15 protein-coding genes, 1 pseudogene and 2 riboswitches are annotated in these 20,622 nt (G+C 73.8%); of the genes and pseudogenes, 8 read left to right on the forward strand and 8 right to left on the reverse strand.

From position 1 onward, the window contains the following. Positions 1-40 precede the first annotated feature (40 nt). From JQS43_RS13820 to JQS43_RS13830, 3 genes are read right to left on the reverse strand one after another with little or no spacing between them, the layout of a single operon-like run. A complete protein-coding gene (locus JQS43_RS13820) occupies positions 41-1,555 on the reverse strand; it encodes a precorrin-2 C(20)-methyltransferase (RefSeq protein ID WP_239674799.1) in 1,515 nt (504 codons plus the stop codon). Position 1,556: 1 nt separating this feature from the next. After that, positions 1,557-2,186: a precorrin-8X methylmutase gene (locus JQS43_RS13825; RefSeq protein ID WP_239674800.1), complete on the reverse strand. Its 630-nt coding sequence runs from the start codon at positions 2,184-2,186 to the stop codon at positions 1,557-1,559. Then, a complete protein-coding gene (locus tag JQS43_RS13830) occupies positions 2,183-3,421 on the reverse strand; it encodes a precorrin-3B synthase (RefSeq protein ID WP_239674801.1) in 1,239 nt (412 codons plus the stop codon). Before JQS43_RS13830 ends, JQS43_RS13825 begins: the two co-directional genes overlap by 4 nt. A 65-nt stretch (positions 3,422-3,486) precedes the next feature. Further along, a riboswitch (cobalamin riboswitch) is annotated at positions 3,487-3,564 on the forward strand. Positions 3,565-3,615: 51 nt separating this feature from the next. On the opposite strand from JQS43_RS13830, the gene cobN reads away from it, so the two are divergent. Continuing rightward, positions 3,616-7,278, forward strand: a complete 3,663-nt coding sequence (cobN, locus tag JQS43_RS13835) for a cobaltochelatase subunit CobN (RefSeq protein WP_239674802.1) — start codon at positions 3,616-3,618, stop codon at positions 7,276-7,278. Here cobN and cobA read toward each other — a convergent pair. The 4 genes and pseudogenes from cobA to JQS43_RS13855 form a co-directional block, all read right to left on the reverse strand. Beyond that, positions 7,199-8,143 carry a uroporphyrinogen-III C-methyltransferase gene (gene cobA / locus JQS43_RS13840; protein ID WP_275581091.1) on the reverse strand — a complete coding sequence of 315 codons (945 nt, stop codon included), beginning with the start codon at positions 8,141-8,143 and terminating at the stop codon, positions 7,199-7,201. The two genes, cobN and cobA, sit on opposite strands and share 80 nt — an antisense overlap. Further along, positions 8,117-9,493: pseudogene (locus tag JQS43_RS13845) on the reverse strand (cobyrinate a,c-diamide synthase); the annotation flags it as partial. The gene cobA and the pseudogene JQS43_RS13845, both read right to left, overlap by 27 nt. Continuing rightward, on the reverse strand, positions 9,487-10,101 hold the full coding sequence (gene cobO / locus JQS43_RS13850) for a cob(I)yrinic acid a,c-diamide adenosyltransferase (RefSeq protein ID WP_239674803.1): 615 nt from the start codon (positions 10,099-10,101) through the stop codon (positions 9,487-9,489). The gene cobO and the pseudogene JQS43_RS13845, both read right to left, overlap by 7 nt. Continuing rightward, on the reverse strand, positions 10,101-12,203 hold the full coding sequence (locus JQS43_RS13855; RefSeq protein ID WP_239679435.1) for a VWA domain-containing protein: 2,103 nt from the start codon (positions 12,201-12,203) through the stop codon (positions 10,101-10,103). Before JQS43_RS13855 ends, cobO begins: the two co-directional genes overlap by 1 nt. 307 nt (positions 12,204-12,510) lie before the next feature. Here JQS43_RS13855 and cbiE point away from each other — a divergent pair, with 307 nt between their 5' ends. Genes cbiE through JQS43_RS13875 form a run of 4 tightly spaced genes read left to right on the forward strand, consistent with a single transcriptional unit; the run spans position 12,511 to position 16,210 of the window. Next, positions 12,511-13,737, forward strand: a complete 1,227-nt coding sequence (gene cbiE, locus JQS43_RS13860) for a precorrin-6y C5,15-methyltransferase (decarboxylating) subunit CbiE (protein ID WP_239674804.1) — start codon at positions 12,511-12,513, stop codon at positions 13,735-13,737. Beyond that, entirely contained in the window at positions 13,734-14,504 is a 771-nt protein-coding gene (gene cobM / locus JQS43_RS13865; protein WP_239674805.1) for a precorrin-4 C(11)-methyltransferase, read from the forward strand. Before cbiE ends, cobM begins: the two co-directional genes overlap by 4 nt. Before the next feature lie 4 nt (positions 14,505-14,508). Then, on the forward strand, positions 14,509-15,279 hold the full coding sequence (gene cobF, locus JQS43_RS13870) for a precorrin-6A synthase (deacetylating) (RefSeq protein ID WP_239674806.1): 771 nt from the start codon (positions 14,509-14,511) through the stop codon (positions 15,277-15,279). 40 nt (positions 15,280-15,319) lie between these two features. Continuing rightward, positions 15,320-16,210, forward strand: coding sequence for an ABC transporter substrate-binding protein (locus tag JQS43_RS13875; protein WP_239674807.1), 891 nt, complete (start codon positions 15,320-15,322; stop codon positions 16,208-16,210). 14 nt (positions 16,211-16,224) lie between these two features. Here the strand turns inward: JQS43_RS13875 and JQS43_RS13880 are convergent, their stop codons facing one another. Further along, complete coding sequence (locus tag JQS43_RS13880; protein WP_239674808.1) at positions 16,225-17,109, reverse strand: phosphotransferase enzyme family protein; 885 nt, start codon at positions 17,107-17,109, stop codon at positions 16,225-16,227. A gap of 103 nt (positions 17,110-17,212) precedes the next feature. Then, a riboswitch (cobalamin riboswitch) is annotated at positions 17,213-17,442 on the forward strand. Between the two features lie 68 nt (positions 17,443-17,510). Between JQS43_RS13880 and JQS43_RS13885 the strand changes: the two genes are divergently transcribed. From JQS43_RS13885 to JQS43_RS13895, 3 genes are read left to right on the forward strand one after another with little or no spacing between them, the layout of a single operon-like run. Next, positions 17,511-18,107 (forward strand): histidine phosphatase family protein, encoded by a 597-nt coding sequence (locus tag JQS43_RS13885; protein WP_239674809.1) that lies wholly within the window; start codon positions 17,511-17,513, stop codon positions 18,105-18,107. Beyond that, positions 18,100-19,080, forward strand: coding sequence for a cobalamin biosynthesis protein (locus JQS43_RS13890; protein ID WP_239674810.1), 981 nt, complete (start codon positions 18,100-18,102; stop codon positions 19,078-19,080). The genes JQS43_RS13885 and JQS43_RS13890 overlap by 8 nt, the downstream gene beginning before the upstream one ends. After that, entirely contained in the window at positions 19,077-20,612 is a 1,536-nt protein-coding gene (locus tag JQS43_RS13895; RefSeq protein ID WP_239674811.1) for a cobyric acid synthase, read from the forward strand. The genes JQS43_RS13890 and JQS43_RS13895 overlap by 4 nt, the downstream gene beginning before the upstream one ends. Positions 20,613-20,622: the final 10 nt, after the last annotated feature.

Here is a 20,622-nt window from a genome sequence, read left to right on the forward strand (position 1 = left end):
GTACCGCTGACGGAGGGCGCCACCAGCGGCAGGACGCGGCTCAGCCAGGGTAGGTGCGCGGCGTCCACACCACGATGGAGTCGTCGCCACGAGTGCTGACCTGGGTGGTGGACGAACCCACGAGCAGCAGACACCGCATGTCTACGGTCGCCGGGTCGAGTTCGGCCAGCGTGGTGACGGTGATCGCTTCGCTCGCACGGCCGACGTCGCGCGCGACCACCACCGGCGTCTTCGGGTCGCGATGTTGCAACAGCACGTCCCGGGCGGCACCAACCTGCCACCGGCGCGCCGCCGATGCCGGATTGTAGAGCGCCAGGACCAGGTCGGCCGCGGCCGCGGCGGCCAGCCGGGCCTCGATCACCGGCCATGGTTTGAGCCGGTCGGAGAGCGACAGGACCGCGAAGTCGTGCCCGAGTGGGGCCCCGATCCGGCTGGCGGCGGCCTGCGCCGCGGTCAACCCGGGCAACACTCGCACGGGAACGTCGGCGAACCGGGGATGCGCGGTGGCCACCTCGTAGACGGCGGCGGCCATGGCGAAGACGCCCGGATCGCCGGAGGAGACCACCGCCACCCGGGCGCCGGTCAGGGCCAGTTCTAACGCCTGGGCTGCCCGGTCGGTCTCCACCTGGTTGCCGGAGGTGTGGCGTTGCTGGCCCGGGCGGACCGGCACCCGGTCGACGTAAGGGCCGTAGCCGACGAGATGCTCCGCCTCCCGCAGCGCTCGGGAGGTCTCCGGGGTGAGCCAGCGCGGCCCGGCCGGTCCCAGCCCCACCACCACCACCTCGCCCTGCGCTACCGGCGCCGGCACGGGTCGGTCGTCGCGGGCGGCGGCGCTGGTCGGGCTGGGCAGCAACGCCAGCGAGAAGTACGGCACCTCGTCGGCAGACACCTGGGCCAGCGGCGCGTACCGGGCCCGAGGTGAGGTGGCCCGCTCGACGTACCAGGTCTCGGGCAACCGGCCGGCGTCATCGAGCGCGGTGTGGACCGCGTCGAAGGTACGGCCCAGCTTGAGCACGGCGGCGGCGTCGGTGTCGGCGAGGCGCCGGGCCAACTCCTCTGCGGGCAGTGTCCCGGGCAGAACCGTGAGCACCTCGTCGCGCTCCACCAGCGGCCGGCCGAGTACGGCGGAGGCGGCGCTGACCGAGGTCACGCCGGGCACTACCTCGGCCGGGAACCGGTGCGCGAGGCGCTCGTGCAGGTACATGTAGGAGCCGTAGAACATCGGGTCCCCGGCGCAGAGCACCACCACGCTGCGCCCTGCGGTCAGGTGCCCGGCGAGCCGCTCGGCGCTGTCGTCATAGAACTGCCGGATGACGCCCTCGTAACCGGCCGGATCGTCGGTCTCCTCTGTGGTCACCGGGTACACCAGCGGCTCGTGGCGGTGGTCGTCGCGCAGCAGGCCGGCGACGATGGAGCGAGCGATAGAACGCCCATGCCGCGCGGAATAGTAGGCGACCACGTCGGCCTCGCCGATGAGCCGGGCCGCTTTGACGGTCAACAGTTCGGGGTCACCGGGGCCGACTCCGACGCCGTAGAGCGTGCCGGGCTGGGTCATGTCACTCCACCTCGCTCGCTATGCCGTTCACGGCCGCCGCCGTAACTGCGCTGCCGCCTCGCCGGCCGTGCACGACCAGGTAGGGAATGCCGGCTGGGTGGGCGGCGAGCGCCTGTTTTGACTCGGCGGCACCGATGAAGCCGACCGGGACGCCGACGACCGCCGCTGGCCGGCCGACCCCCTCATCGATCATCTCCAGCAGCCGGAACAGCGACGTGGGGGCGTTGCCGATCGCCACCACCGCGCCATCGAGGCGGTCGGTCCACAGCTGCATCGCGGCAGCGCTGCGGGTGGTGCCGAGGGTCTGGGCGAGACCGGGCACAGCCGGCTCTCGCAGGGTGCAGAGCACCTCGTTGTCGGCGGGCAGCCTGCTGCGGGTCACCCCGGCGGCCACCATCGCCGCGTCACACAGGATCGGTGCCCCAGCGACCAGGGCGGCATGCCCGGCAGCGACCACCTCGGGGTGGGCGTCGACATCGTCCACCAGGTCGACCATGCCGCAGGCGTGGATCATTCGGACCACTACCCGGGCAACGTCGCTCGGTAGCCGGGACAGGTCGGCCTCGGCGCGGATGGTGGCGAACGACCGACGGTAGATCTCGGCGCCGTCGCGGACGTACTCGTAGCTCAACGTGGTCTCCGTGCCTCGGCGAGCCGCTGCGGGAGCGGGCCGTGGTGCTCGCCCCCAGGGCCCGCGACACGATAGCCGGCTCCGGTGGCGACCGCCACCGCCACCGGCCCGGCCGGGCGACCGCAGACCCGGTCGCACCCGGCCCAGTGCAGTGGTAGGTCGTCGACGCCGGATGGGCCGTGGCCCCCGGATGTGCAGCCCTCGGATGGCTCGTGGGCGGCGAGGGCGGCGAGGACGGCGGTGGCATCGGCGCGGACATCGGCGAGCGCGCTGGCGCAGCCCGGCCGACCGGTGCAGGCGGTCACCCCCACCCACGGCGACGCTGGGTCAACGATCAGTCCGGTTGCGGCCAGGTCCGCCGCCGGGGCCGCGGTGGGCACCACCACACTGCGCCACGGAGTGGTCACCAGCTCGCCGGTCGCTGCGTGGTCGGCGATGGCGTCTGCCTGGGCGGCGGTGAGCCGACCCAGTGGCGCCATCGCCACAACGAACCCGTGCCGGTGGCCGCCGAGGCGGGGCGGGCCCGCCCGGGGCGCCGGCACCGGGTCGGCCGTGGGGCCACCGAGGGATGCCACGATCGCGGCCGGCGCCCCGGGCAGGTCCGCGACCCGCCACACGTCGCGACGGCCCGCCGCCACGGCCAGGAAGGCCCGGGCGGCCGTGACCAGCGCATCTGGCACCGAGTAGAGATCGATCCGCAGGCCCAGGTCGGCACCGGCGACCAGCAGCGCCCCGGTGCCGGCGGTCCAGCACAGGTCGGCACCGAGCCCGGTGACGTCGCCCCGGCCGTCGTCGAGGGCGATCAGGAACCGGCCGCTGAGGTGAGCGAGATCGGCATCGCCGCACACCGCCGCGTCCACCTGCCTGACTAGCCGGCGAATGTCGAGGTGCCCGGCCTGGTCGAGCCCACTGAGCGGGGAGGCGATGAGGTTGCGGACCCGTTCATGGCTGACGCTGGGTAACAGGCCGATCTCCGCCAGGTCACCGGCGAGGCGGCCGACGCCCGCCTCGTCGCTGATGCCGCGTAGCTGCAGGTTCCCGCGGGAGGTCAGCTCCAGGGTGCCGTCCGCGTCCCGCCGGGCGGCGGCGGAGAGCCGCCGGAGTTGGGCACTCGTCACCCGGCCCCCGGGGATCCGCACCCGGACCAATGCACCGTCGGCGGCCTGGTGCGCACGGAGGGCGCCCGGACAGCGGTCACCGCCGTCACGGGGGGATGCGGAGGAGACAGCCGACACCCGTTCATCGTAGAGTGGGTGTCGTCGCATCCTCGCGGCGAACTGAGCATCACGCGGTCGGCAGGGAGGAACCCGGTGTGAGTCCGGGGCGGTCCCGCCACTGTCACCGGTCCGGCTTCGGTCGGGTCGGGAGCCAGACACTCCGGTCGACCGCGACCGACGACCACGGGCGCGGACCCGGGGAGGAGTCATCCATGTCCACCGCTGGTGGCGGCACGATTCTGCTTCTATCCACCTCGGACACCGACCTGCTCAGCGCCCGGGCGAGCGGCGTGGAGTTCCGGCTGGCCAACCCGGCCCGAGTCGGCGACGACCCGGCTGCGCTCGCCCCGCTGCTCGACGGCGTCGACATCGTGGTGGTACGCATCCTCGGTGGCTACCGGATGTGGCAGCCCTGCCTCGACGCCCTGCTCGGCGGCGATCTGCCGGTGGTGGCGCTCGGCGGCGAGCAGCTGCCCGACGCCGACCTGATGGCCCGCTCAACCGTGGCCCGGGGCATCGCCGCACAGGCCCACGCGTACCTGGCCCAGGGCGGCCCGGACAATCTGCGCGAGCTGTACGGGTTCCTCAGCGACACGCTGCTGTTGACCGGTCACGGATTCGCGCCACCGGCCGAGCAGCCCGCCTGGGGCGTACTGGCACGCGAGGCGCGGACCGTGACCGGCCCCACCGTCGGGGTGCTCTACTACCGGGCGCACCACCTCAGCGGCAACACCGCCTTCGTCGACGCGCTCTGCACAGCGGTCGAGGACGCGGGTGGGATCCCGCTGCCGATCTTCTGCGCCAGCCTGCGCACCCCCGACCCGGAGCTGCTGGAGACCCTGGGCACGGTCGATGCGCTGCTGGTCACGGTGCTGGCCGCCGGGGGCACCCGACCGGCGGACGCGTCGGCTGGCGGCGCCGACGATGCCTGGGATGTGGGTGCGCTGGCCGCCCTCGACGTGCCGATCCTGCAGGCGCTGGCGTTGACCAGCGACCGGGACACCTGGTCCGACAACGACGACGGCCTCAGCCCGCTCGATGCCGCTACCCAGGTGGCGGTGCCGGAGTTCGACGGCCGGCTGGTCACGGTGCCGTTCTCGTTCAAAGAGACCGACTCCGACGGGCTGCCGCGCTACGTCGCCGACCCGGAGCGGGCCCGCCGAGTGGCCGGTATCGCCGTCCGCCACGCCCGGTTGCGGCACCTCCCGCCGGCGCAACGGCGGATCGCCGTAGTGCTCTCCGCGTACCCCACCAAGCATGCCCGGGTCGGCAACGCCGTCGGGCTGGACACGCCGGCCAGCGCGGTGCTGCTGCTGCGGGCGCTGCACGAGCGCGGGTACGACGTCGGCCCGCTCGACGGCCCCGGCGCGCTGCCCGGCCTCACTCCTGGCGAGGACGACGGCGACCGGTTTATCCACGCGCTGATCGCGGCGGGCGGGCAGGATCCAGAGTGGTTGACCGAGGAGAAGCTCTCCGGCAATCCGGTTCGGGTGCCTGCCGAGACCTACCGGCGCTGGTTCGAGGCGCTCCCGGCGGAGCTGCGGGAGTCGATGACCGAGCACTGGGGGCCGCCACCCGGCGAACTCTTCGTCGACTCCACCGGCGACGGCCCTGGCGACATCGTCCTCGCCGGCCTACGCGCCGGCAACATCCTGCTGATGATCCAGCCGCCGCGCGGATTCGGCGAGAATCCAGTGGCGATCTACCACGATCCGGACCTGCCGCCGACCCACCACTATCTGGCCGCCTACCGGTGGCTGGACGAGGAGTTCGGTGCCCACGCCGTGGTGCACCTGGGTAAGCACGGCTCGCTGGAGTGGTTGCCCGGCAAGAACCTCGGGCTGTCGGCCAGCTGCGGCCCGGACGCCGTCCTCGGCGACCTGCCGTTGGTCTATCCGTTCCTGGTCAACGATCCTGGCGAGGGCGCGCAGGCCAAGCGACGGGCACACGCCACCATCGTGGACCACCTGGTGCCGCCGATGGCCCGGGCCGAGAGCTACGGCGATATCGCCCGGCTGGAACAGCTTCTCGACGAGTACGCCAACGTGGCCACCATGGATCCGGCGAAGCTGCCGGCGATCCGGGGGCAGATCTGGACCCTGATCCAGGCCGCCCGCCTCGACCACGACCTGGGCTTGGAGCAGCGACCCCACGACGCGGAGTTCGACGACTTCTTGCTCCACGTGGACGGCTGGCTGTGCGAGGTCAAGGACGCGCAGATCCGCGACGGCCTGCACGTGCTCGGTCAGGCGCCGGCCGGGGAGGCCCGGGTCAACTTGACGCTGGCGATCCTGCGGGCTCGGCAGGTCTTCGGCGGTCAGGCCGGCGCGGTGCCCGGGCTGCGGGCCGCGCTCGGGCTCGACGAGGGCACCGCTGACCAGACCGCCGAGGTCGACCGGATCGAGGCGGTGGCCCGGCGGTTGGTGGCGGCGATGGAGCAGCGCGAATGGGCGCAGGCCGCGATCGACGAGGTCTGCGCCGAAGTCCTGGGTGACACCTTGTCGGGCGCCGACGACCCGCGCGGCGAACTGGTCAAGCGGGTACTCGACTTCGCCGCTTCCGAGGTCGTGCCGAGACTGGCCGGCACCGCCGGTGAGCTCGACGCGGTGCTGCACGCCCTCGACGGCGGTTACGTGCCGGCCGGGCCGAGCGGGTCGCCGTTGCGCGGCTTGGTCAACGTGTTGCCGACCGGCCGCAACTTCTACACCGTCGACCCGAAGGCCGTCCCGAGCCGGCTGGCGTGGGAGACCGGGCAGGCGATGGCGACGTCGCTGCTGGAGCGCTACCGTCGCGACACCGGCGACTGGCCCCGCTCGGTCGGGCTTTCGGCGTGGGGCACCTCGGCTATGCGCACCTCCGGCGACGACATCGCCGAGGTGTTGGCGTTGATCGGGGCCCAACCGACCTGGGACGCCGCCTCCCGGCGGGTCACCGGCTTCGAAATCATCCCGCTGGCCGACCTGGACCGCCCCCGGATCGACGTGACCCTGCGGATCAGCGGCTTCTTCCGGGACGCGTTCCCGCATGTGGTGCTGCTGCTCGACGACGCGATCCGGGCGGTCGCGGCGCGCGACGAGCCGGACGACCAGAACTTCCTCGCCGCGCATGCTCGCGCCGCCGCCGCCGAGCACGGCGACGAGCGCCGCGCCACCACCCGGATCTTCGGCTCCAAACCAGGGGCGTACGGAGCCGGGTTGCTGCCGCTGATCGACAGTGGCAATTGGCGCGACGATGCCGACCTGGCCGAGGTCTACACCGTCTGGGGCGGCTTCGCCTACGGCCGGGACCTGGACGGCCGACCCGCCCGCGAGGACATGGAGTCGGCGTACCGGCGGATCGCGGTGGCGGCGAAGAACACCGACACCCGCGAGCACGACATCGCCGACTCCGACGACTACTTCCAGTTCCACGGCGGGATGATCGCCACCGTGCGGGCGCTGACCGGGCAGGCCCCGCGGGCATACATCGGTGACAGCACCACCCCGGACGCGACCCGCACCCGGTCGTTGACCGAGGAGACCGCGCGGGTGTTCCGGGCCCGGGTGGTCAACCCCCGCTGGATCACCGCGATGCGCCGGCACGGTTACAAGGGCGCGTTCGAGATGGCCGCCACAGTGGACTACCTGTTCGGTTACGACGCCACCGCCGGGGTGGTAACCGACTGGATGTATGAGCAGCTCGCCACCGGCTACGTGCTGGACCCGGAGAATCAGGCGTTCCTGCGCCGGTCCAATCCGTGGGCGCTACGCGGCATCGTCGAGCGGCTCACCGAGGCGGCCGACCGGGGCCTGTGGGCTAAGCCCGACCCGGAGCTGCTAGACGCGCTGCGCCAGGCGTACCTCGAGGTCGAGGGTGACCTGGAGGAGTCGGGCTAGCGAACGCCGCCGCTTCTCCGATCACGGTCACGGCCGGCGCGTGCAGGTCATGGGCCGCCGCGACCTCGGCGATGTCGGCCAGCCGGCCGGTCAGCACCCGCTGCCGTTCGGTGCCGCCGTTCTCGACGCTGGCCGCCGGGGTCGCCGGGTCCAGGCCGTGCGCGAGTAGCGCGGCGGTGACCTCGGGCAGCGTGTGCACCGCCATGAGCAGCACGATGGTGGTGCCGGCAGCGGCCACCCCGGCCCAGTCGACGGTGCTGCCCGGGTCGCCCGGCGGCAGGTGCGCGGAGACCACCGTGAATCCCTGAGTCAACCCGCGGTGGGTGACCGGCACCCCGGCCAGCTCGGGGACCGCGATGGCGCTGGAGACGCCGGGCACCACCTCGACCGGCACGCCGGCGGCCCGGCAGGCTTGCACCTCCTCCATGCCGCGGCCGAAGACGAAGGGGTCGCCGCCTTTGAACCGCACCACCCGATGGCCGGCGCGGGCCTCGGCGATCAGGATCTCGTTGATCCGCTCCTGCGGGACGAACGCGCCGCGCGGCTGCTTCGACACGTCCACCACCCGCACCTCCGGCCGCAGCGTCGCCAGCAGCGAGTGGGGCACGAGCCGGTCGGCGACCACCACATCGGCCTCGGCGAGCCGCTCCCGGCCCCGGGCCGTCACCAGACCAGGATCCCCGGGGCCGGCACCGACCAGCGTGACCAGACCGAGCTCAGCCGTGTCGGCCGAGGGGCGGGGCCCGGGCGCCGCGCCCGGATTGCCGGGCCTGCGGGCCGGGGCCGGCCCGGTCGGTACGCCGGGGCGGGCGAGGCTCTCCCCGGTGGCGTGCCCATGGGCGGCGACCGCGAATCCGCCGGCCAGCGCCGGGTAGCCGGCCCAGTGCACGTGGAGGTAGGAGGCGTGCACGGAACCGGCCACCACCCCATCCGCAGTGGGCACAGCGGTGCCGTGGGCAGCGGACGGCCGGGGCAGGAACCGCCAGGCCGGCGCCTGCTCGGACACCGGCTCCACTTGCGTGCGGTGGAACTCGTGCCCGGTTACCGGGTCGTCGGCGGCAGCGAGCAGGCTGGCGGAGGCGGCGCGGGCCTCCCGGTAGCCGAGCGTCAGTTGGTCGGTCATCTGGGCACGCACGTCGAGCACCCCGGCCATCGCCGCACCGTCGAGGTCGCGGGCGAGGTAGAGCAGGCCGGCGCACTCCGCCACTACCGGCAGGCCGCCCGCTACCGCGTCGGCCACCGCGCGGCGCAGCGGCGCATTCTCCGACAGACCTTCCGCGTACACCTCGGGGAAGCCGCCGCCGAGGTATAGCCCGGCGGCACCGTCGGGCAGCCCCGGGTCGTGCAGCGGGTCGACCGGGGCGAGCCGGAGTCCGGCCGCGGTCAGCAGCTCGTCGGTCTCGGCGTACCGGAAGGTGAACGCCGACCCGGCCGCGACCGCCACGGTCGCGTCGGCGGTGAGCCCGCCCAGTTCGGCGGTCGGGTCCCAGGCCGGTCCGGACATGTCCGGTGCGCGACGCGCCACGGCGAGAACCGCGTCCAGGTCGACCCCGGCGGCGACGTGACCGGCGAGCGCATCGACCGCACGTCGAGCAGCGACCGCCCGCTCGGCGGCGGGGATCAGCCCGAGGTGCCGGCTGGGGGTGTCTAGCTCCGGGTTCCGGCGCAGCGCCCCGAGCACCGGCACGCCGATCGCGCCGACCGCCTCCCGGATCTCCGCTTCGTGGGTGGGCGAGCCGACCTTGTTCAGGATGATCCCGGCGAGCGTGAGCTGCGGGTCGACGGTGGCGAAGCCGTGCACCAGCGCGGCCACGCTGCGGGAGGTGCCGGAGACGTCGATCACCAGCAGCACCGGGGTCTGGGTCAGCCGGGCGACATGCGCGGTGGAGGCGAAGCCGGCCCGGCCGACCGCGCCGTCGAGCAGGCCCATCACCCCCTCGACGACCGCGATGTCCGCGGCGCCACCGACCGTGGCGCCGTGCCGCAGCAACGGCAGGATCCGCTGCTCGCCCTGCAGGAAGGGGTCCAGGTTGCGGCCGCGGCGACCGGTCGCCAACTCGTGGTAGCCCGGGTCGATGTAGTCGGGGCCGACCTTGTGGCCGCTGACCGTCAGACCCCGCTGCCGCAGCGCCGCCATCAGGCCGGTGGCGACGGTGGTCTTGCCTTGGCCGGAGGCGGGCGCGGCGATCAGCACCCGCGGCGGGATGCTCACCATTCGATCCCCCGCTGGCCCTTCTGCCCGGCGTCCATCGGGTGCTTGATCTTGGTCATCTCGGTGACCAGGTCAGCCGCCTCGACGAGTCGGGGGTCGGCGTCTCGGCCGGTGATGACCACGTGCTGGCGACCGGGACGCTGCCGGAGCGTGTCCACCACCTCGGCCACGTCCACCCAGCCCCACTTCATCGGGTAGGTGAACTCGTCCAGCACATACAGGTCGTGCTCGGTCTCGGCGAGCCGCCGCTTGATCTCGGCCCAACCCTCGGCGGCCTGGGCCGCGTGGTCGACCTCGGTGCCCTGGGTACGGCTCCAGCTCCAGCCGGCGCCCATCTTGTACCAGGCGACCGGTCCGCCTTGCCCGGTCTGCTCATGGAGCTGCCCGAGGGCGCGCAGGGCGCTCTCCTCACCGACGGTCCATTTGGCGCTCTTGACGAACTGGAACACCGCGATCGACCAGCCCTGGTTCCAGCCCCGCAGCGCCAGCCCGAACGCGGCGGTAGATTTCCCCTTCATCTCACCGGTGTGGACGACCAGCAGCGGCCGATTGCGGCGCTGCCGGGTGGTCAGCCCGTCATCGGGCACCGTGGCCGGTTGACCCTGCGGCATCAGCTGGCCTCGCTTCCAGATCGGACGGTCCCGGCAGCTCGGGAGGTGGTGCGGGAACGCACCGCGTCGGTGAGCGCGTCGGCGGCGACGCTCTCCAGGGGCAGATGCTCGGCACCGAGCCGCCCGGCAAGATCGGCGGCGAGCCGCATCCGCATCCGACCCTGCTCACAGTCGACCACCACGGCGGGCGTGCCCTCGGCGGCCAGCAGCCCGGCGACGTGCCGCGCCCGGGCGAGGGCGTCGGCTCCAGCGGTCGCCCGGCCGTCGGTGACCACCACCAGCAGCGGGCGACGCCGGGGGTCACGGACCCGCTCGACCCGCAGCACCTCCCGGGCGCGCAACAGACCCTCCGCTAACGGGGTGCGCCCACCGGTGGGCAGGGCCGCCAGCCGGGCAGCGGCCACCTCCACGCTCGAGGTTGGCGGTAGCGCCAGCTCCGCGGCGGCGGCCCGGAAGGTCACCAGCCCGACCTTGTCCCGCCGCTGGTAGGCATCGAGTAGCAGCGAAAGCACCGCCGCTTTGACCGCACCCACCCGCGCTCGGGCGCCCATCGACCCCGAGGCGTCCAGGCAGAACAGGATCAGGTTGCTCTCCCGGCCCTGCCGCACCGGCAACCGTACGTCGCTGGGGCGGAGCAGGATGCCGGGCCCGCGCCGACCCCGGGCCCGCTGGTGCGGCGCGGCGGCGGACAACGTCGCCACCAGGTGCGGCCGTCCGGCAGCACCGCCGACCGGCCGCTGCGAGCCGACCTGGCGCCCGGTGGTGGTCATCGCCGCCGAGCGCCGACCCGCCACCCCGGCGCCGGTGCCGGGAACCCGCAACACCCTCGCGCGGTACGGCGCGCCGGCCGGCGCTGGTCGCGGCTGGGGCGGGGCGCCAGCACCTTCCGGGTCGCGCTGTTGCTGCTCCGGCGCGGCGCCGGCCGGCGGTTCGCCGGCCTGGCCGGCCGGCCCGTCCGGCTGTTGTGGAGCATCACCCGGCCCATCGGGCCCGTCGGGCCCATCCGGCCCGTCACCCGGCCCATCGGGCCCGTCAACTGGGTCATCCGGTCCGTCCGGGTCGGGCGGACCATCCGGCGGTGGGCCGCCCGCGGGCGGGTCCGGCTCGCCGGGCGGCGTGTCGTCCAGGCCGGCGTCGTCGAGCGCCCGGTCGAGGTCGGCCTGGTCCTGCTCCGGCGGGTCGAACGGGTTGCGGCGACGCCGGTGCGGCAGGGCGAGTCGGGCGGCGACCCGGACGTCGCCGTTGACGACCTCGGTGCGCCCGCTCCAGGCGGCGTGCGCCAGCGCGGTCCGGGCGATCACCAGGTCGGCACGCACCCCGTCGACGTCGGCGGCGGCACAGAGGGCGGCAATTCGGGTCACCATCTCATCGGTCAGCCGTACCGTCGGCAGAAGTTTGCGGGCGTCGGCGACCCGGGCACCCAACGCCGCGTCGGCCTCGGCGTAGCGGGCGGCGAACCCTGCCGGGTCGGCCTCGTAGGCCAGCCGTCGGCGCATCACCTCGGCCCGGACCTGCGGGTCGCGGCTAGCCGCCACCTCGACGGTGAGACCGAAGCGGTCCAGCAGCTGCGGGCGCAGCTCCCCCTCTTCCGGGTTCATCGTGCCCACCAGGACAAACCGGGCAGCATGGGTCACCGAGACGCTCTCCCGCTCCACCGTCGCCCGGCCCATCGCCGCCGCGTCGAGCAGCACGTCGACGAGGTGGTCAGGCAGCAGATTGACCTCGTCGACGTAAAGAAGCCCCCGATGCGCCGCCGCGAGCAGCCCGGGATCGTATGCGGTAACGCCCTCGCTGAGCGCGCGTTCGAGATGCAGCGCGCCGAGCACCCGATCCTCGCTGGCGCCGACCGGCAGCTCCACCAACCGAGCCGGCCGGGTCCGCGCCGAGACCGGCGCCGGATGCGGCCCGTCCGGGCACTGCGGATCTACCGCGTCCGGCGCGCAGGAGAACCGGCACCCCTCGATCACGTCGACCGCCGGCAGCAGCGCGGTCAGCGCCCGGACCGTAGTCGACTTCGCGGTGCCCTTTTCACCCCGGACCAGCACCCCGCCGATCGCTGGGGAGACAGCACACAGACTCAACGCCAACGCCATGTCGTCCATGCCGACGACAGCGGAGAACGGGTAGGACCGCACGGTCACACCTCTCACCTCGCACGGGTCCTCGCCCGCGGCCGGTCACCGACCGCGCCGACGCACAACAGCGCTGGCGGCGCGGCACGGCAGGCGAGTGTCTGGCTCCCGGAACCGGCGGCAGCCGGCTCCGGTCACAGTGGCGGGACCGCCCCGGATTCGCCGCTCCTCGCTGGGAGCTGACCCACCGGCGTTCCTCACCGTGCCGTCGAACGATGATCTCACACCCTCCCCCGCCGCGGCAGGGGCCCGATCGGCTGGATTACCGTGGCACCGCATGAGCACCGCGAACCCCGACCAACCGGTCTCGGTGGTGGGCATCGGCGCCGACGGCTGGGCCGGCCTGCCCGACCCCGGCCGGACCGCGCTCGCCCAGGCAGAGGTGATCCTGGGCGGCCGGCGCCAGCTGGCGCTGCTGCCGGCCGACCTGCCAGCGCAACGAGTCCCCTGGCCGACGCCGCTGCTGCCCGCCCTGCCGACCCTGCTCGACGACCACTCCGGACAGCGCCTCTGTGTGCTGGCCAGCGGCGACCCGCTCTGGTTCGGCATCGGCGCCCACCTGGTGCGGCTCCTCGGCCGCGACCGGGTCCGGGTGCTCCCCCACCTGTCCGCGATCACGCTGGCCTGCTCCCGGCTGGGCTGGCCCGTGGAGCAGGTGACAGTGCGCAGTGCGGTCGCCCGGGACCTCGACCGGGTGCGGCGCGAGCTTGTTCCGGGCCGGCTGCTGCTGGTCCTCAGCCCGGACGCCACCACCCCGGCGACGCTGGCGCAGCTGCTGGTCGACGCCGGCTACGGCCCGAGCGAGCTGACGGTGTTGGCGGCGCTCGGCTCGGAGCACGAACAGCGGATCGACGGTCACGCTCAGCAGTGGCACGCCGGGCCGGCCGACGACCTGAACATCGTCGCCGTCCGCACCGTCGCCGCCCCCGACACCCGGGTCTTGTCGACGACACCGGGGCTGCCCGACGACGCCTTCGAGCACGACGGCGCTCTGACCAAGCGGGAGGCGCGGGCCTCCGCCCTGTCCCGGCTCGCCCCCACCCCTGGTGAGCTGCTGTGGGACGTCGGTGCCGGCAGTGGCAGCATCGCGGTGGAGTGGCTGCGCACCGATCCGACCACGGCGGCGATCGCGATCGAAAACCGGGCCGAACGTGCCGATCGGATCATCCGCAACGCCCGTACGCTCGGGGTCCCACAGCTGCGGGTGGTGCGGGGACGTGCCCCGGCCGCGCTCGCCGACCTACCCTCGCCCGACGCGGTCTTCGTCGGCGGCGGACTCACCGCGCCCGAACTCTTCGATGCCGTCTGGGCCGCGCTGCGCCCCGGTGGCCGGCTGGTCGCGCACGCCATCACCCTGGAGGGCGAGCGGGCGCTGGTCGACCAGGCGGCCCGGCACGGCGGTGACCTCACCCGGCTGTCGGTGGAGCGGGCGGGACCGCTCGGCAGCTTCACCGGTTGGGCACCCGCCCGACCGGTGGTGCAGTGGGCGGTGAGCCGGCCGTGACTGTCTACTTCATCGGCGCCGGCCCCGGCGCCGCCGACCTGATCACCGTGCGCGGGCAGCGGATCATCGCCCGCGCCCAGGTCTGCCTCTACGCCGGCAGCCTCGTCCCCACCGAACTGCTCGACGCCTGCCCGCCCGGGGCGCGGCTGATCGACACCGCCGACCTCACCCTCGACGAGATCATCGCCGCGATGGTCGAGGCGCACGCTGACGGGCACGACGTAGCGCGGCTCTGCTCCGGCGATCCGGCCGTGTTCAGCGCCGTCGCCGAGCAGACCCGCCGGCTCGACGCGGCCGGCGTACCGTGCGAGATCGTCCCGGGCGTCCCCGCGTTCAGCGCCGCCGCGGCGACGCTGCGGCGAGAGCTGACCGTGCCGACGGTAGGGCAGACCGTGATCCTCACCCGGACGCAGGCTAGGTCCACCCCGATGCCGCCCGGCGAGGAGCTCACCGAGCTGGCGCGCAGCCGCGCCACCATCGTGCTGCACCTGGCGGTCGCCCGCACCCGGGACCTCGCCGCGCAGCTGGTCGAACACTATGGAGCACAGTGCCCGGTCGCGGTCGTCGCCAACGCCAGTCGGCCCGACGAGGTGGTGCTCCGCGGCACCCTGTCCGACATCGCCGACCAGGTCGAAGCTGCTGGTGTACGCCGAACCGCGGTGATCATCGTCGGCGCGGTGCTCGCCGCCGATTCCTTCCCCGACAGCTACCTGTATTCGCCGGGCCGGGACCGGGCGGCGAAGCGGCCGGCTGACCAGGAGGGGTGACCGCGTGCGGACGATCCACATCATCGGCATCGGCGCCGGCGACCCCGGCCAGCTGACCCTGGCCGCCGCCGAGGCGATCGGTCAGACCGACGTCTTCTTCCTGCTCGACAAGGGCGCGGAGAAGCACGACCTGATCGCGTTGCGGCAGCAGCTGATGGCCCGGTTCGCCCGGCCCGACCACCGGGTGGTGGCGGTCGCCGACCCGGACCGTGACCGCACCGCCGCGGGGTATGTCCGGGCGGTCGACGACTGGCGGCGGGAGCGGGCCGACCTGCTGGAAGCCGCGATCGCCGAGCAGCTTCCCGACGGCGGCACCGGCGGCTTCCTGGTCTGGGGCGACCCCGCCCTCTACGACAGCACCCTCGCCGTCGTCGAGGAGATCCAGGCCCGAGGACGGGTCGGCATCAGCCACACGGTGATCCCCGGCATCAGCAGCGTGGCAACGCTCGCCGCCCGGCACCGGATCCCCCTCAACCGGGTCGGCCGCCCGTTCCTGGTCACTACCGGCCGTCGACTCGCCGCTGGGTTGCCCGACGAGGTCGACGACATCGTGGTCATGCTCGATGCGCACTGCGCCTTCATCCACTACGTCGACGAGGACTTCGACATCTACTGGGGCGCCTACCTCGGCACCGACGACGAGCTGCTGGTCGCCGGCCCGTTGCGGGAGGTCGCCGACCAGATCGTGCGGGTCCGCCAGGAAGGCCGCGACCGCAAGGGCTGGATCATGGACACGTACCTGTTGCGGCGCCGGGACGCCCCAGCCGGCCGCTGACCCTGTCGCCGGCTGCGCCGCTCGCCGCTACGGTGGTGGCATGCGGATCGTGTCGCTGCTCCCGTCGACGACCGAGATCCTGTTCGCGGTCGGCGCCGGCGACCAGGTGGTCGGAGTGACCTTCGAGTGCGACCACCCACCGGCGGCCCGGCAGCGACGGATCGTGTCGACCAGTGCATTGCCCGCTACCGACGACCCGGCCGAGATCGACCGGTTGGTGTCCGAGCGGATGGCCGCCGGCGAAGACCTCTACCACCTGGACCGGGGTGCACTGTCCGACCTGGATGCTGACCTGGTGGTGACGCAGGACCTGTGCGCGGTGTGCGCGGTCGACGTCACCGAGGTCGCCGACGCACTGGCCTACCTGGCCTGCCGGGCGGAGGTGCTCACCATCGATCCGCACCGGCTCGCCGAGGTGATCGACTCGGTCCGGGTGCTCGGTGCCGCCACCGGCACCGGTGAGCGGGCCGACGAGCTGGCCACGGCACTGACCGACCGGCTGGCGGGGATCACCGACGCGGTGGCCGGCGCCGACCCGGTGCCCACCCTGCTGTTGGAGTGGACCGAGCCGCCGTTCGCACCCGGGCACTGGGTGCCGGACATGATCGACGCCGCGGGTGGGGTCAGCGTGCTCGGCGCCGCCGGTCAACCCTCGACCCGAACCTCCTGGGCGGAGGTGGCGGCGGGACGACCGGCGGTGGTGGTGTCGGCGCCCTGCGGGTTCGACCTCGCCGGCTCGCGCCGGCTGACCGAGCAGCTGGTCGCGACCGGCGCGCTACCGGCCGGCGTACCGGTATGGGCGGTGGACGCGAACGCCTCGTTCGCTCGGCCGGGCCCGCGCCTGGTCGACGGGGTGGCCGCGCTCGCCGGCATCCTGCACCCCGACCGGTGCGGCCCGCCCGACCCGGGCCTGGCCACCCGGGTGGCGTAAGCACCGGCGATGCGCTACCCCAACTCCCCCAACATCCGTCGGGCCGCCGCCAGACCAGCCTGGTTGTCGGCAGGGTCGGCGATGCCGGTGAGGTCATGCTCGACGATCCGGCGGGCGAAGTAGTCGGCCTGCACCGCCCAGCGGAACCGAAGCAGCACCGGCAACCCACGCGCCACCTCCGCCGCTGGGATCGGACCCTGGGGAAGATACGCCGCTATCAGATCCGCTGCGGCGCACGGCCCGCCGGCATACATCACCGCCGACGCAAGGTCGTAGAGCAGCGGACCGACCATTCCGACCTGCCAATCGATCAGGCCGCAGGCGCCGGTGACCGGGTCCCGCCGAAACGCCTCCGGCGCCGGGTCGGTGTGGAGCAGACCCTGGCACAGCGCGGCCGGGTCGAGCGCAGCCAAGGCATCCAGCGCCGTGGCCACTGCCGGACGCAGCCACGGCCGCAGCGCCAGGTGGGGGGCGTCAGGATCGACCCAATGGAAGGTGTCGGCGTCCTCGACCGTCGTGCCGACCAGCCCTCGGTGCACTCTGGCCAGGGTCTTCGCCAGCAGCTGCTGGTCGCTCCCGGCGGTGCCCAGCGGGTCACCCGGCACCCAGGTCAGCAGCGCGAGCGAGGCCCCGTCGAGGTCGGCAACGAGAGCACCCGTCCGGGTGGGCACCGGTGGGCCGCTGGCGGTGCCGGCCGCGGCCACCAGCACGGCAACCGACAGGCCAGCCGTGAAGGCACGGCGAGCCGCCCCGGGCACCAGCTTCGCCACCCAGCGCTCGCCGGGCCCGTGCACAAACCAGGTCGCCGAGTTCATCCCGCCGTGGTGCGGTTCGACCCGTACCGACGACAGTCCCCAGTGGCGCGACACCGCGTCGCGTACCTCACCCTCGGTGACCACAGCGACGAGTCAACCACCCGGAGTCGGCAGGTGCGACCGGTTTAGGCATTGGTGACCGGAGCGCCGGGGCCCGATCACGTGCCTCGACAGCTGTCGGCGGAGCGTAGTACGGTGAGGCTCGCCGTTGACGGAGGCGACTAGGAACGCAGTGCGATGCTGCGGCGGTCCCGCCACTGTAATCGGGGAGCTGCCCGCCCCTGGGCCACACCGGTCGCCGGTGGGGTCCTGGCCAGACGGAGCGCAGTCACTGGCCCACCGCCGGGTGAGCCGGGAAGACTGGGTGGGTGGTGACGATCCGAGAGCCAGGAGACTAGCGCTTACGTCACGACTGAGGGGACGAGGATCCCCGTGGAGGTCGCTGTGACGCCTACGCTTCTGCCTGTCCGGGTGCGGGTCGCACTGTGCTCGGGGACCCGGTGAGTGGCCAGGCCCGACTGCTGCTGGTCCGCCACGCCCCCACCGCGGCCACCCGCGCCCACGCCTTCCCCGGTGACGAGCCGCTCGACCCGGCCGGCAGGTCGGAGGCGGCCGCGCTGCGGGGCCGGCTGCCCGCCGGGCGGGCGATCAGCTCCCCCGCGCAGCGTTGCCAGCAGACCGCGGCGCTCGCCGGCTTCGCCGACGTCGAACTCGACCCGCGCTGGTCCGAGCTCAACTTCGGCGGGTGGGCGGGGTTGCGGCTGGCCGACGCGGCGGAGCGGGACCCCGAGCAGGTGTCGGCCTGGCTCGATGACCCGGCACATCCGCCACCCGGTGGCGAGGGCGTCGAGGAGCTGTTGGCCCGGGTCCGGGCAGCGCTGGCCGAGCTGAGCGAGCCCGGCACCACCGTGGTCTTCACCAGCGGCGGACCGATCAAAGCCGCGGTGCTGGCGGTGCTGGCCGCGCCGGTGTCATCGCTGTGGCGGGTCGAGGTGGCCCCCTGCACGGTCACCATCCTGTATGGGCCTCACCCGCAGTGGCAGCTCCGCGCGGGCTTCGCCGGGGCGGTGGCGGATGCCTGAACCCCAACTTCGCGCCTGGGGCCTGCTCGCCGGCTTCGCCGCCGACCTGCTGCTCGGCGACCCCCGCCGGCTCCATCCGGTGGCAGGTTTCGGGCAACTCGCCGCAGCGCTGGAGCGGCGGATATACCGGGACCAGCGGGCCGCCGGAGTCGGGTACGTGAGCCTGCTCACCGTCGCGGCCGCCGCGGCCGGGTACGCGGGTGGGGCGCTCGCACGCCGGGGCGGACGACCGCCGGCGCTGCTGTGGCAGGCCGCGCTGACCTGGACCGCGCTCGGTGGCCGGTCCCTGACCCGGGAGGCCGGGGCGGTGGCCGCCGCCCTCGACCGGGGCGACCTGGCGACCGCACGGACCCGGCTGCGGTCGCTCTGTGCCCGCGACCCGGACCTGCTCGACGCAGCCGGGGTTGCCCGGGCGGCGGTGGAGTCGGTCGCCGAGAACACCTGCGACGCGGTGGTGGCTCCGCTGTTCTGGGGCGCTGTCGCCGGACCGGCCGGCACCGCCGGATTCCGCGCGGTCAACACAATGGACGCGATGGTCGGTTACCACACCAGCCGGTACGAACGGTTCGGCTGGGCGGCGGCCCGGCTAGACGATGCCGCCAACTGGTTGCCGGCGAGGGTGACCGCCGGGCTGGCGACGCTGCTCGCCCCGGTGGTCGGCGGTTCACCACGCCGGGCGTGGCGGGCATGGCGCCGCGACGGCCCCGGCCATCCGAGCCCGAACGCGGGCCGGGTGGAGGCCGCGTTCGCCGGCGCCCTCGGCCGGCGGCTCGGCGGGTCGGCGAACCGCTACGGCGACCACCTGGACCGGCGCCCCTCGTTGGGCGACGGCGCCGAGCCCACCGCGGCCGACATCCGTCGGACGATCCGGCTGGCCACCGCGGTCGGCGCCACCAGCGCCCTGCTGGCGGCAGCGGCCGCACAGGCAGTCACGGCATCGGCGAGGGACCTGCCGGTAAGGAGGCGGAGATGAGCGGGGCGATCCTGTTCGCCGGCACCGGCTCGGATGTCGGCAAGAGTGTGTTGGTCGCCGGGGTGTGCCGATACCTGGCCCGGCGCGGCCACGCGGTGGCGCCGTTCAAGGCCCAGAATATGGCGCTCAACGCCGCGGTCACCGTGGGTGGCGAGATCGGTCGCGCGCAGGCGGCGCAGGCCGCCGCGGCCGGGGTTACTCCCGAAGTGGCGATGAACCCGATCCTGATCAAGCCGACCGGAGAACGCCACAGCCAGGTGGTGGTGATGGGCCGACCCGCGTTCGACGCCGACGCCCGGGACTACCACGCCCGCCGGCAGGCGCTGCTGCCGACCGTTACCGGCGCGCTGGCGGACCTCCGCTCCCGGTTCGACGTGGTGGTCTGCGAAGGGGCCGGCAGCGCAGCCGAGATCAACCTGCGGCCGTACGATCTGACCAATCTGGGGCTGGCGCGCGCGGCCAACTTGCCGGTACTGCTGGTCACCGACATCGACCGGGGCGGCGCGTTCGGCGCGCTCTACGGCACGCTGGCGCTGTTGGAGCCCGCCGACCAGGCGCTGGTGGCCGGGTTCGTGATCAACCGGTTCCGGGGTGACCCGGCGGTGCTGGCCCCGGGGCTCGAGCAGCTGCGACAGCTCACCGGTCGACCCTGTCTCGGCGTACTGCCGCATGTGGATGGCGTGTCGCTGGACGCGGAGGATTCGCTGGCGCTGGAGCGACCGCTGCCCAGCACGCCGCCGCGGGGGCCGGACGGGCTGGAGGTGGTGGTGTTGCGGCTGCCGCGGATCAGCAATTTCACCGATGTGGACGCGCTCGCCGCTGAACCGGGCGTCTCCGTTCGTTTCACCACCAGCGTCTCCGATGTACGCCGGGCCGACCTGGTGGTGGTGCCCGGCAGTAAGCACACCGTCGCCGACCTGGCCTGGCTGCGGTCGACGGGGCTGGCGGCGGCGATAGCCGAACGGGTCACCGCCGGCGCGCCAGTGCTCGGCGTCTGCGGCGGCTACCAACTGCTGGGCGACGAGATCATCGACGAGGTGGAGTCCGGCGCCGGCACGGTGGCCGGGCTCGGGGTGTTGCCGGTCCGCACCGACTTCCATCCGGAGAAGACGGTCGGGCAGGTGACCGGCGTCGCGCCCGAGTTCGGTGGGGCGGCGGCCGGAGGCTACGAGATCCGCCACGGTCGGGTCTCGCGGCAGGGGGGCCGAGCCTGGCTGCGCCGCGCCGACGGCGCCGACGAGGGCTGCGCGGTAGCTGAGACCTACGGCACCAGCTGGCACGGCGTGCTGGAGTACGACTCGCTGCGCCGGGCGCTGCTCGCCCGGGTCGCTGACCGCCGTGGTCTGCGGTGGCAGCCTGGCGACGAATCCTTCGCGGCGGTGCGGCAGCGCCGCTACGACCAGCTCGGCGACCTGGTCGAGTCGCATCTGGACACTGACGCACTGTGGTCGTTGATCGCCGACGGACCACCACCAGACCTGCCCGTCGCCGCCCCCGGCGGCGCCCCACCTCCCCCGGAGCTACCTCGATGACCCCCACTCT

Origin of the sequence: Natronosporangium hydrolyticum (assembly GCF_016925615.1) — a bacterium.
GTDB classification, from domain to species: domain Bacteria; phylum Actinomycetota; class Actinomycetes; order Mycobacteriales; family Micromonosporaceae; genus Natronosporangium; species Natronosporangium hydrolyticum.